The sequence below is a fragment of the Microcoleus sp. B5-D4 genome (assembly GCF_036705145.1).
Taxonomy (GTDB): domain Bacteria; phylum Cyanobacteriota; class Cyanobacteriia; order Cyanobacteriales; family Microcoleaceae; genus Microcoleus.
Genome location: NZ_JAUBTV010000105.1, coordinates 1 through 12,311, shown reverse-complemented (window position 1 = coordinate 12,311; position 12,311 = coordinate 1). Strand labels below are relative to the sequence as shown.

At 45.1% G+C, this 12,311-nt stretch carries 9 protein-coding genes and 1 pseudogene; 3 read left to right on the top strand and 7 right to left on the bottom strand.

The window, feature by feature from the left end; translation table 11 throughout:
* Positions 1 to 161: 161 nt before the first annotated feature.
* From QUB10_RS30180 to QUB10_RS30170, 3 genes are all read right to left on the bottom strand, one after another.
* Positions 162 to 1,040, bottom strand: a complete 879-nt coding sequence (locus tag QUB10_RS30180) for a sugar ABC transporter permease (RefSeq protein ID WP_333206873.1) — start codon at positions 1,038 to 1,040, stop codon at positions 162 to 164.
* Positions 1,041 to 1,211: 171 nt separating this feature from the next.
* Complete coding sequence (locus tag QUB10_RS30175; protein ID WP_333206872.1) at positions 1,212 to 2,675, bottom strand: CIA30 family protein; 1,464 nt, start codon at positions 2,673 to 2,675, stop codon at positions 1,212 to 1,214.
* A gap of 121 nt (positions 2,676 to 2,796) precedes the next feature.
* Complete coding sequence (locus QUB10_RS30170; RefSeq protein WP_333206871.1) at positions 2,797 to 5,322, bottom strand: ATP-binding protein; 2,526 nt, start codon at positions 5,320 to 5,322, stop codon at positions 2,797 to 2,799.
* Between the two features lie 489 nt (positions 5,323 to 5,811).
* Between QUB10_RS30170 and QUB10_RS30165 the strand changes: the two genes are divergently transcribed.
* A complete protein-coding gene (locus QUB10_RS30165; RefSeq protein WP_333206870.1) occupies positions 5,812 to 6,186 on the top strand; it encodes a hypothetical protein in 375 nt (124 codons plus the stop codon).
* Between the two features lie 134 nt (positions 6,187 to 6,320).
* Here QUB10_RS30165 and QUB10_RS30160 read toward each other — a convergent pair whose 3' ends face one another.
* Together QUB10_RS30160 and QUB10_RS30155 are read right to left on the bottom strand one after the other, a co-directional pair.
* Positions 6,321 to 7,178, bottom strand: a complete 858-nt coding sequence (locus QUB10_RS30160) for an Hpt domain-containing protein (protein WP_333206869.1) — start codon at positions 7,176 to 7,178, stop codon at positions 6,321 to 6,323.
* 695 nt (positions 7,179 to 7,873) lie between these two features.
* Positions 7,874 to 8,800, bottom strand: a complete 927-nt coding sequence (locus QUB10_RS30155) for a DMT family transporter (RefSeq protein WP_333206868.1) — start codon at positions 8,798 to 8,800, stop codon at positions 7,874 to 7,876.
* 331 nt (positions 8,801 to 9,131) lie between these two features.
* Here QUB10_RS30155 and QUB10_RS30150 point away from each other — a divergent pair, with 331 nt between their 5' ends.
* Positions 9,132 to 9,932 (top strand): SDR family oxidoreductase, encoded by an 801-nt coding sequence (locus QUB10_RS30150; protein WP_333206867.1) that lies wholly within the window; start codon positions 9,132 to 9,134, stop codon positions 9,930 to 9,932.
* A gap of 96 nt (positions 9,933 to 10,028) precedes the next feature.
* Here QUB10_RS30150 and QUB10_RS30145 read toward each other — a convergent pair whose 3' ends face one another.
* Positions 10,029 to 10,838, bottom strand: a complete 810-nt coding sequence (locus tag QUB10_RS30145; RefSeq protein ID WP_333206866.1) for a calcium-binding protein — start codon at positions 10,836 to 10,838, stop codon at positions 10,029 to 10,031.
* 198 nt (positions 10,839 to 11,036) lie between these two features.
* Between QUB10_RS30145 and QUB10_RS30140 the strand changes: the two genes are divergently transcribed.
* Positions 11,037 to 12,017, top strand: a complete 981-nt coding sequence (locus QUB10_RS30140; protein WP_333206865.1) for an ATP-binding cassette domain-containing protein — start codon at positions 11,037 to 11,039, stop codon at positions 12,015 to 12,017.
* Here QUB10_RS30140 and QUB10_RS30135 read toward each other — a convergent pair.
* Positions 12,014 to 12,311, bottom strand: a pseudogene (locus QUB10_RS30135) (hypothetical protein); the annotation flags it as partial. The gene QUB10_RS30140 and the pseudogene QUB10_RS30135 sit on opposite strands and share 4 nt — an antisense overlap.

Genomic DNA, 12,311 nt, shown 5'->3' with positions numbered 1-12,311 from the left:
TATTGTGGAACAGGCATCTTGCCTGTTCTTGAGATGTGATGTATTGTGGAACAGGCATCTTGCCTGTTCTTGAGATGTGATGTATTGTGGAACAGGCATCTTGCCTGTTCTTGAGATGAGAATGGTGCAATATCTCAGTCACTCCTAATCAGTCACCAATCTTAATCATTGCGAGTCAAACCCTGAAGACTAACTTGCAAAATCGACAAACCCAAAATTAGCAAAAACAAAACCAGCCCGATCGTACAAGCATAGCCAATTTCCAAATCCTTAAAAGCCCGTTCGTAAAGATAATAAACAACAGTCTTAGAACTATTGCGAGGCCCGCCCTGAGTCATAATATAAACTTCTTCAAAAACCTTAGTAGCAGAAATCGCCGAAATCACTGCTACCAAAACTAAATAAGGCTTCATCAGGGGCACAGTAATATCCCAGTGCTTTCCCAAACCATCAGAACCATCAATAGCAGCCGCCTCATAAAGTTCTGCCGGAATAGCTTGCAGCCCTGCCAAATAAATTACCATGTAATAGCCCAATCCTTTCCAGATAGTAACTGCCATGACGCTAAAGATTGCTAACTTCGGATTAGCCAGCCAAGAAACAGGAGGTAAACCCAACAATTCCCCCAACTGATTCAGCAGTCCAGTCTCAGCAAACAGCCACTTCCAAGCAATCCCGGCGACAACCATTGAAATCACCGCCGGCGTGTAGTATGCGGCTCGAAACCAGTTCATCCCCTTAAGTTTTTGGTTGCACAAAATCGCCATTCCCAACGGTAGAACAACCAATACAGGCACAACGCAGGTGATATACAGCAGCGTATTCGTCAAAGTTTGCCAAAATGTGCGATCGCCCCACAACCTGTAAAAATTCTTCAACCCCACCCACTGCGGCATTTGAGTTAAATCATATTCGTAATTGGTAAAACTCAAATAAAAAGCTTGCACTGCCGGCCACAAAACAGTCAAACTCAAAATAAATAAAGCCGGAAGCAAAAACAAATAAGGAGTCAGTTTTCGTCGGGAAAAAGTAACAGACATAAATTAATTATTAGTTATTAGTTATTAGTTATTGGTTATAACTGGTTCCCAGGCTGAGCCTAGGAACCAGTTATTTCTTAGTCTGCGGAGGCAGACTTCGTTTGTGTAGACGCGGTTTCAACCGCCGAGTAATCAAGGGGTAACAAACTAATCAGCCTCTACAAACAATTGTTATTTAACTCCCGAAAACAAACCCTGCCAGTCTCCGGGAGAACTGCCATTTTCCCCCTCTTTCACCTCAAAAGTAACGTTGCAAGCTTGCGGTTGTTCCAAAGCCTCCACGCACAATTCTGCAATATCTTCCCGACTGACTTTGCCCCTAATATTGTCTCCTTGCTCAAATATTAAAGCTTTGCCTCCCGCTTCTTCTGTCAAAGCGCAAGGTCTGACAACAGTATAAGGTATGCCGCTCGATCGCACGCAATCTTCCCCTTTCAACTTCCAAGTCAAAATCCCCCCCAACATATCATTCATCCTGACTGCCGGCGGTTCTTCTTCCAAGTTAATTCCCGGTCGGCCAGGACGGGTAACTCCTGCCGAACTCACCATCACAAATCGCGGCAAAGTCTGTCCCCCATAAGCTTTAATAGATTCTAACTCCAGTTGAAAAATACCCGGTGTAAATTTCGGGTTGAGCGCGCCGTCATATTCAAACTTGCTCAACATTAACTGAAAAGAAAAAATACTGCTGCCCTCAAATTTAGAGCCATCCTTAACAGTTTTCGCGCGGAATACTGGAATTAACTCATCAAAAGGAACGGTGATAGTAATCCAGGTATTGTAAACAGTATCAAACGAATAGCAATAGCCAATTCCATCCCATTTAGCTTCGTTGCGAACAATCAATTTGTAGCGCTTGCCGTCTCCTTTGACGCGCAGGTGGAGGCCGCTAAATCCTGTGAGATTGAGCGGAGGATCAAAGTTGCGGGTACGCACCGACGCAAAGCCACCCGAGTTGGCAGTAGAAACATTGCCTGTGAATATAGCTGTATTGTCTGTCAGCCGGATCGAACTTTCGCTAGTGCCGCCCATCACGATGTCGTCCAGGGCCCCCCAAGTTTCTTTTAAATCTTGGCTGGGTTTTGTGAAGTCAAAAATTGTTTTGTCGCCTGGTTGAATTAGCTGGCGGCGAACGGCTTGGACTAAATTATTAAGGCCTTTGTATTCGACTATTTCGGGAACATCGACAACTTCCGGCATATAAAATTTGATGCCTTGATAGTATTTTTCCCTGGTTGGGGTGTCTCCTTCTACTGGTTGAACTTTGGTGCCGGTGCAGCAGATAACTGCTTCCACACCCTCGGTTACTAGCGGTGTTAGCGTCTCTGGCAGAGTGATATCTCCTTCGACTAATTCCACATTATTGCCGAGAATTTCTGTTGCTCTTTTAGCATCTCTGACGAGGGCTCGCACTCTATATCCCCGCTGTTGCAGCCGCTTAACAACTCGTTTCCCGACGCCGCCGGTAGCACCGGCTACCAGTATCAGTTTGGGTTGGTCTTTTTTAGTTTTGCTGCTGCTTCCCAAGAGTTGTTGCAGCCAGCTAATGCTGCCAATGAAGGGAATGACGCCGAAATAAGCCAAGGTTTTGACAAATCTGCCGACATCCCATTGGGCGGTATTTTTTTCAGTCACAGTCGCTTCCTCTGAATTGGCTCAAATCTACTTAGCTGCTTTTGTATTTTAATCGAATTTTCGATTTTTGAATTTTGTAGATTCCCTACCTTCGGGATAGCTTCGCTAGCGCGGACTTTGTTTACTTGACAATGGGTGTGGGATGAGTTTGGCTCAAGGGAATCTCAATAATCAACTCGGTTCCCTCTCCGGGGGCTGAAATGCAAGTCAATTTGCCACCGTGTTGTTCTACCGCAATTTCGTGGCTAATCGCCAAACCTATCCCCGCACCTTTGCCCACCTGTTTTGTGGTAAAAAACGGCTCAAAAATTTTCTGGCGAACTTTTTCTTCCATGCCCCAACCGTTGTCCTTGATCCGAACTGCTACGGCTTTTTCTCGGGGACAAAGTTCAGTCACGATCCGAATTTGTCCGTATTTAACTGGCTCTTCTTTGTCCCCGCCGTGCGACGATAAATTATTGTTGATAAAGGCATCTTCGAGAGCATCAATTGCATTTGTCAGTACATTCATAAATACTTGATTGATTTGAACTGCGTAACACTCAACCAAAGGCAGAGAACCATATTCTTTGATGAGATGAATTGCGGGGCGATCGGGCTTCGGTTTGAGTCGATTACTCAAAATCAACAAAGCGCTATCCAATCCGTCGTGAATGTCAACTGGTTTAATTTCTGCTTCGTCAATTCTAGAGAAATTTCGCAGCGACTGAACTATCTCGCGGATGCGGTTAGCTCCTACTTTCATTGAACCCAGCAACTTCGGTAAGTCTTCAACTATGAACTCTAATTCTGCTATTTCTATTTGTGCTTGAATTTCTGGCGAAGGCGATGGATATTGCTGAGCGTAAAGCTGCAATAAATCGATCATTTTGTGACTGTATTCATTAGCATAGCTAAGATTGCCGTAGATGAAGTTAATCGGGTTAGTGACTTCATAAGCTACTGCCGCCACCAACTGTCCCAAACTTGACATTCTTTCGCTTTGCACCAATTGAGTTTGCGCCCGCTTCAGCTCGGACATTGCTGTTTTTAAATTAGCAGTTTTTTCCCGTTCTCTGGCGACTGAGGCTTCTAGTGCTGTATTTAATTTTTCGAGTTTATCGACTTGACACAGCACTATATTAATCATTGCTTTTTTCAGTTCCAATGCAGCGTCTATTTCGCATTGTTTCCAAGGCAACGATTTGTACCTCACATTTTCTTTCCACAGCTCGAAGGATTTCCGAGGAGACAGTCGAGGGTTGCCATCTTCATCGGTTTCAACTGGTTTGTTGGGGTTGCCCGCCCAATTTACAGTCTTAATTACTTCCGGGCGAAACCACAAAACGTATATTTTCTGAGTCGGCGATATTGCTATGGCCAAACACCCGCTGGCCGTGTCTTTAAATTCCTCAGCTTCTGGATAGCATTTGGTCAGCGAGTCTGTATAAAATATTTCTTTATTTAAATGCTCTTGCACCCAATTAGTTAAGTATTTGAGCGCTTCTCCTTGAGGTGTTTGCCCTACTTGATAGCAATTGTCTCCAAATACTATTGTGGCTCCCTGGGCGTTGACTGCTTCTAGCAAATTATGCTGACATTTAACTAACACTTCTGACAGGTTTTCGGACGTGGATATGTCTTCAAAAATCTTGGTTTGAATTGATTTTAAGTGTAGTTTGTAGTCGTAGTCTTCGTTTCCTTCTTTTGATTGCAGTTCTAAGGACATTACTTGCCCGATAAATTCGCAGGCCGCGCGCAATTCATAGTTGAGGTATTTTGGTGTATAGTTGTGGCAAGCAATCAATCCCCACAGTTTTTTGTCTTTGATTAATGAAATTGACATCGAAGCTGCAACGCCCATATTTTGCAGGTATTCTATGTGAATGGGAGAAACGCTTCTCAACACGCTGAAACTCAGGTCTAGGGGCTGGGGGGTAACAGCATTGTTTCCTGAAACAAGAGGGACGGGTTGATAATTAATATCTGGGATTAACCTCAGCCAATTTAATGCATACAGTTGTCTGGCTTGTTTGGGAATATCTGAACTAGGGTAGTTTAATCCCAAGAAAGGACTTAGATTTTCTGCTTTGTCTTCAGCGATCACAGCGCCGTTGCCTTCGTGGTCAAATTGATAGAGCATAACTCGATCAAAACCAGATATTTTTCTGACTTCTTCTACAGTTATTTGAGATAATTTTTTGAGAGTTTGGGCGCTTTGAATTTTGCTGACCGTGGCTCTCACTGAATGATAAAAACTAAAAACAGAAAGATTTTCTGGGTTGGTGGCTAATTCTAATTCGACCATCAATACTTCTTCTACTCGGTGAAGTATGCAGTCAAATTCTAAATATTTACCTGCGTTTTTGACAACAGTGAGTTTAATGGGATTAACGGTTTTTAAGTTTTCATTAAGCAAACAAAGCTTGAGTTTTTTTAATTGAACTCGATTGAATAATAAGCTCAAATTTTTACCGATCGCACTTTCTGCATCAATTCCTAACAAATCTTGCGTATTTTCGCTGACTTGGACTATTTCTAGTTCAGGTTCTCGTACAACAAGTAGCACCCCGTGTGGCTGAATGTGCCCCGATAGGTGAATGGGTTCTCTGTCGCAGTTTGTCAAGTCAACTTCTTCGAGTGCGGGAATTGTGATTTGTTGATCCATTTGCTTTGTCTTCCGCTGTAAAATTTCGAGAGGGTTCTAATGATTTGAGATTTGATAGCAAATTGGCTTTTCCATAATAATCTCATATTGTTCGATCGCATAATGGCTCGATCCCTGGACGGACACTGAGAATCAATCATCCGAGAATCAGCGCATCAAAAATGATTGAGTCGAAAATCAGCCTGCCGTATGTGTTGCTGTTCTAGCAGCCTCAGCCTTCTAGAAATTTTCCCGACTTGGCTCTTCTATACTATCGCTTCCCGATGTTAATTATCATAGCAATTGTTGCCATTCTTCCAGTATGTTTAATAATTTCCCAAAACTTTAATATTTGTGGTAAAATTTTGCCTGCTGGAAAAGGGGGAGAGAAATGCGTCTCCAGAGCGGCCTAATTACTGAAATATTAAGTTAAAGTAAGGGTGACAAGATCTGAAAGTCAAGTCACGCTAAGCTCTTTAAGTATACCCAACAGGCCCGACAATTAGACTGATGATCGACTTCAATACAGTTACTGAATTTTCTCATACCCACTGCATAGCTATCTGTGCCTTCTTAGTTCCGGCAAACTTGCTGACTACTTTGCAGACAGCGATTTTGATAGGACTAAACCGACCTCGAATACAAGTTTGGGCGTCTGTCGTTGTCGCCAGCCTTTGGGCTACAGCAATGATATTTCACGTTTTTACCTGGTTCGCGATCGGAGTAGTAATGCCTCCGACATACATCTTGCTAGTTATGGCAATCACTTGTCTGACAATCAATGTCTGGGCGATCGCTCATCCTGCAAGCATGATGCAATTAATTCGAGTTGCGGTATCCGTTGTTAGGGGATATTTCAGAAGGAAGAAGGATGTAGTTGTCTAAGAGAGACCGATCTAGTTATCTAGCCACTCAAAAAAATTGGCAGGGGGTAATGTGAAAAAAATCAGGGAAAATATGGGTTTCAGAAGAGTTTTTCGGGAGACAAATCGTGCTTCCGAGGGCTGAGTTTTCAGCGGTTATTCCGGTTCGCGATCGCGACAATCTTCTGCTTCCGGGCCGCGGGGATGGATCGTGCAGTTGAGCAGGTAGCCGCCATCGCTTCTGCCGTAATAGTAGCGGCATCCGATGCAAATTGCGGGAGGTTCGATCGCACTTTGGTAAAGCGGATAATCCGCAGTCGCCAGCAGCGAAAAGTCGCGCTGCGTCTGAACAGTCCCGATAATAGCGCCGGAAAGTTCGACAGCCTGGCGGATGTTTTCGATCCTAGTGTAAGGCGGCAGGTAAATGTCAATACAAAGGCGTATGCCCTGGCTATCGTGATCGTGGCGGGTAATAGTGCCTCCGAGCAAACCGACGCGCGAAGCAATAGCCGAGGAAAATTCGCTCATGGAGGTGCAGTAACCGGAGAAAACGTGAATATGTTCGTCCGTAGTAGCTCTCACAGTCAGGCGAGTGGGAATTCGCAATCTCAGGTAAGCGTCGAGTTCGTCAAAAACCGGTTCGGCGAGGGAGAGCATTTGGTTTGCGTCTTCGTGGTTGAGCCCAAAACCCTTAGAAACCTTGGACACGAGGGCTGCTAAAATATCAAAAACTTCGGTTAAGAGCGATTGTAGCCTGCTATCAATGGCGATCGGACATTCTCTGAGCAGCTTTAAATAGTCCTCCAACCGATGAGCAATGCGCTGAATGCTGCTAAATCCGAGCATAGCTGCTCCCCCTTTAATCGAGTGCGAGGCTCGGATGAGCTGGTGTATTCTTTGGGGATCTGGCACGGTGTTTTGCAGATTTTGCAAGCCTTGTTCGATAATTTGGATCTGTTCTGTGGCTTCTTCGGTAAAGTAGCCGATGATCCGCTGTAGTTGTTCTGGCAGCATAATTTTATTCTCCTAAAGGCAGCCGAGTATTATTAGTCATTACTCAGATCTTTGATAGTTGGGAATCGATATTTCACTGATGAGTTATTGGGGTTTTTAAGCCCTAATTTGTTTGATAAGCAATACCCGGAAAACCCCGTGACTTCAGTCCGGGGATGAAAGGGCGTTGCAGGATTTATCTTGCCTGTTCTCTTTACCTCAATCCTGAATCTAAAATCCAATCTTTTTAATTCAAAAAAAATTATTAAAAAGTTGGACAAGGCAGAACAATATGGTAGACTAAGACAGTCAAGGTTAAACTCCTTTGTCCGAAGTGAAACAGGACATGAGACACACTTTTAGGCATGAACTGGGGGACAAAGTGCGGCGAAAACACTCCTTACAGCCGAAACCGAAAATGTAGGTTTCAATCCAGCAAACATAAACTTTTCTACGCTCGAATTGTTAAGTAGGGTAGGGCATACCCAAACTCTAGATAAATATTCTAGTACGCTTTTGGAGATAGATCCCAAGAGAGTGTTTCTGAATTGGACTCGTCAATTGGTGGTACTCCACGGTTGAAAAGTTTAAGTATTGCCGTGAGGACAGAACATTTTAAGGTCAGTCGCTGAATTAAGAATCCCCTCGGCTTCAGCCAGGGGAGTGTCAATCTGACTCACGGCAAGTGTAGTGGCAATGTCGAAAACTGTTAACTCTTAACTGTTGACAGTAATTTTTTTGGCTCCGACGGTAGCAACCGCTACCCCCAACAGCAGCACCGCAGCACCTGCGAGTACCGCCGGCGCCGGCACTTCCCCAAACAGCAAATAACCCAACCAACTCGCCCCAACCGGTTCAAACAAGATGGCAAGAGTTACCAGAGTTGGGGAAATCTGCATTACGGCCCAGTTCAAAATGGTGTGGCCGACTAACTGAGGCAAAGCAGCCGTTAACAAAATATAAAAATATACAATGTCGGGGTAATTAGTATAAGTAGTGCCGAAGGCGAAGGGGAGAGGCAGCAGGACGATCGCAGCAACAGTATAGGCGATCGCGATATAGCCACCAATTCCCAGTCCCCGCCGCTGAGCTTCCCGGCCCAGCAGCAAATACAAGCTAACAGCCCAGGAACCAGCCAGAGCCAGGAAATCGCCAAGCAGTTGGCTGCTGCCAGCATTAGCTGCGCCCGCACTTCCCACAGCGATCGCCATTCCCCCAGTCAGGGCTATAGTAATGCCAGCGATCGACATTTTGCTGAGTTTTTCGCCGAACCAGAAGCGCGACAAAAGCGCTACCCAGACAGGATTAGTGGTGACGAGAGCAGTCGAGGCGGCGATCGAAGTATAAGAAAGTGAGGTAATCCAGAGAGCAAAATGCAGGGCGAGACACAAACCCGCAGCAGCAGCATAGCGCCGAGCTCCCGGTTGCAGGGCGTTCCACTGAATTTTCCGCCAAGCCGGAAGCAGAATTAAAGCAGATAAAGTCAGACGAGATGCCGCGAGTACCAGACTGAAACCCAAACCGCCCGCCCCTGCTTTCAAGTTAGCCAGCCGAATTAAGATTGAGGAAGTTGAGACGGCTAAAACCCCAATAATTAACACTAGGGCGATCGACCAATTAGGCGTTTGTTTCGGAAGATTCATTTTTTAGGCATTGGGCATTGGCCAAACAGGGCATTGGCCAAACAGGGCATTGGGCATTGCGAAAATTTACAAAGCAATTTTCGCACAAATTATGAATAATTTCTATTCTCTTCTTCTCCTCTCCTCTCCTCTCTTCCTTCGTGTCCTAGCGCTAACGCGCCGCTTCGCTAACGCGCCGAAAGCGGTTCGTTAAACAAAGCCCGATCGCGAAACAAAAAAAAATCCTATACTCAATACTTCTAAATGTAGAGCGCGTCTAAAATTACCTGACCTCTGTTATAGTTTCAATATCGCAAAAAACTAATTACCCACTTACAATTTATAACTATCTATGGCTCCTACAGTTTTGATTACAGGCGCTTCTCAAGGAAGTGGCAAAGCAACAGCAATTTTATTTGCAAGTAAAGGTTACGATGTAGTGATGGTAGCTCGCCAGCCAGAGAGATTGGCAGCAGCAGCGGCTCAAGTGCAGCGAGAAGGCACTTCTGCGGTAGCTATTCCGGGGGATGTCGGCGACATTCACCAAGTGCGCGCGATCGTCCAAAAAGCTCTAGATACCTGCGGCAACATCGATGTTTTAGTTAACAATGCTGGCATTTGTCTCACGGGGGCGATCGAGCACACTACCTCCGAAGACTGGCAGCAATTAATGAATACCAATTTTTGGGGATGCGTTAACACAATTCAAGAAATGTTGCCACATTTTTTGGAACGAAAAACAGGGACAATTGTCAATGTTGGTTCCATAGGTGGTAAAATGCCTTTGCCTCAAATGACTGCTTATTGTGCCAGCAAATATGCAGTAACCGGTTTAACAGAAAGTTTGCGATTGGAATTAGCGCCTCAAGGTATTCACGTTTGCGCCGTGCATCCGGGCTTGATTAATAGCGATTTTTTAGAAAGAGCTCAATTTCGCGATCGAGACGAACCTGCAGTCGAATTACGCCGTCAGCAAATGAGCAAAATGCTGAAATCTGAGTGGGCAACTCAGCCGGAAGATATTGCTAAAGCTATCTGGGATGCTGTGAAAAATCAGCGTGCAGAAGTTACCGTCGGCCCTGCTTTTTTGGCATCGGAAGCTTATCGGTTGTTCCCCGGTTTGATGCAGTGGGCAATGGCAAAGGGCAACTGAAGAACAGGCAAGATGCCTGTTCCACAAAAACTGAGTTTTTTTTGTGGAACGGGCCGGAGAGCCCGTTCTTGAGATATAATTAATCAATTAGCTGCTTCAAAGCAAAGAATTAGCACTAATAAAACGGCCGTTTAAATCGGCTGGGGTCACATTCAAAACAGTACCCAACAAAGCATTAGTAAAACCAAATCTAATATTAGTAGCTTCCACACGGCCGTTGCCATCGGGATCGAGACTTTGCCGCGAGATGCCACCCTTGGCTAACAAACTCGTTCCCCCGGTTATAGTTGCAGGATCGATCAGCAGCAGTCTCGGATCGTTCAAGCTATAACTTACCTCTTCCAAGGAGATATTGCTGCTCGTAAATGCCACACTAATTCCAATCGAATCGCTAGACTTATCAAAATCCACAATTACCGCGTCAGAAACTTCAATTCCAACTACTCTGCTTCCCGCTTGATCGACTCTCAGAACAAATACATCGCTCCCTGCACCACCTTGGTAAATATCCACCTCTATGTCGCCAATTAAAGTATCATTGCCATCACCGCCAACTAACAAATCAACACCTCGTCCACCTCGCAGGAAATCATTTCCCGCACCCCCATTAAGGAAATCGCTATTTCTATCTCCTGTCAAGAAATCGTCGCCAGTTTCTCCCAAAACATCGTCATCATCTTTGCCCGCGTAAATAGAATCATTGCCGACACCGCCTAAAAGACTGTCTTTACCATCGTTGCCGAAAATCCGTTCTGCATCTGACGAGCCCCTGACAGTATCATTGCCACCCAGCATCCAAAGTCCCCCAGAAAAACTAGCAAGTTGTCCTGGTGCAAGTGTAATATTTTCAGGAGAATTATCTCCTACCAAACGAGAGATGCCTGAATTATCTGGGGTGAGTACCATATTTGTAAACTTGGTGCGATGTGAGCATGGATATTGTGCAATATTCTACAGCTTATTAGGGTGCGCCAGAACACAGTTACTTCCTCACTCGCGATCGAGCAATCGCTGGCGCACCCTACTAGACAGCTCGATCGCTCCATCTTGGCACAAGCCTGATGGAAAGATCCTAGATTAAAATAAAAGTTAAAATTTGAGCCGATGCCAATTATCGTAGTTGAAGACTTGAGCAAAGTTTATCCGGTAGCGATTAAAGAACCGGGACTTAAAGGCACAGTGCGGCACTTTTTTAGTCGCACTTACCGCAATATCAAAGCAGTTGAGGGCATTTCTTTCAGTATTGAACCGGGGGAAGTCGTGGGGTTTCTAGGTGCTAACGGTGCGGGCAAAACTACTACGCTGAAAATGCTGACGGGTTTGATTTATCCGTCTGCGGGTACGGTGAGTGTGTGCGATCGTACTCCTTTCCGTCGGGAAGCAGATTTTCTGCAAAAAATTACCTTAGTGATGGGGCAGAAACAGCAGTTAATTTGGGATTTACCAGTGCTTGACTCTCTGCGAATCAATGCCGCTGTCTACGGCATTCCCGATGCAGATTATCGACGGCGAGTCGGAGAATTAACAGAGATGCTGTCACTAGAAGGCAAGTTAAATCAGCCGGTACGAAAGCTTTCTTTAGGCGAACGGATGAAAGCTGAATTGATGGCAGCCCTGCTGCACCAGCCGGAGGTATTATTTTTAGATGAACCGACTTTAGGTTTGGATATAAACGCACAGTTTAGCGTCAGGCAGTTTCTGCGAGAATATAACGAGCGCTATCAAGCAACGGTGCTGTTGACGAGTCATTACATGGCGGACATTACTGCTTTGTGCAAGCGCGTTTTGTTAATCCATGAAGGGCAATTAGTTTATGATGGCAGTTTAGACGGATTGCTGGATAGGTTTGCACCTTATCGGGAAGTTCAGGTAAAATTAGCTAAGCCGCTGGCCAAAGATAGTGCTTTTGCTTACGGGGAGGTAGAATCTATTGAGGGACAATCGGTGCGGTTTTTGGTGAAAAGGGAAGAGTTGACGGTGAGTGTGGCGAAGATTTTGGCGGAGTTGGAAGTGATAGATTTGACTGTTACTGATCCGCCAATTGAAGAGGTAATTGGTAGAGTTTTTCGCACGGGAAAAGTTTAATGTTTTTGGCTGGCTTCATTCTCCATAACAGGCAAGATGCCTGTTCCACTAGAGTTCCAATATTTTGTGGAACGGGCATCTTGCCCGTTGCTAATACCGAAAAATTGAACAGGCAAGATGCCTGTTCCACTAGAGTTCCAATATTTTGTGGAACGGGCATCTTGCCCGTTGCTAATACCGAAAAATTGAACAGGCAAGATGCCTGTTCCACTAGAGTTCCAATATTTTGTGGAACGGGCATCTTGCCCGTTGCTAATACCGAAAAATTGAACAGGCAAGATGCCTGTTCCACTA

Coding starts and splice junctions, on each gene's coding strand:
- QUB10_RS30180 (WP_333206873.1), bottom strand. CDS start 1,040: ATGTCTGTTACTTTTTCCCGACGAAAACTGACTCCTTATTTGTTTTTG.
- QUB10_RS30170 (WP_333206871.1), bottom strand. CDS start 5,322: ATGGATCAACAAATCACAATTCCCGCACTCGAAGAAGTTGACTTGACA.
- QUB10_RS30165 (WP_333206870.1), top strand. CDS start 5,812: ATGATCGACTTCAATACAGTTACTGAATTTTCTCATACCCACTGCATA.
- QUB10_RS30160 (WP_333206869.1), bottom strand. CDS start 7,178: ATGCTGCCAGAACAACTACAGCGGATCATCGGCTACTTTACCGAAGAA.
- QUB10_RS30155 (WP_333206868.1), bottom strand. CDS start 8,800: ATGAATCTTCCGAAACAAACGCCTAATTGGTCGATCGCCCTAGTGTTA.
- QUB10_RS30150 (WP_333206867.1), top strand. CDS start 9,132: ATGGCTCCTACAGTTTTGATTACAGGCGCTTCTCAAGGAAGTGGCAAA.
- QUB10_RS30145 (WP_333206866.1), bottom strand. CDS start 10,838: ATGGTACTCACCCCAGATAATTCAGGCATCTCTCGTTTGGTAGGAGAT.
- QUB10_RS30140 (WP_333206865.1), top strand. CDS start 11,037: ATGCCAATTATCGTAGTTGAAGACTTGAGCAAAGTTTATCCGGTAGCG.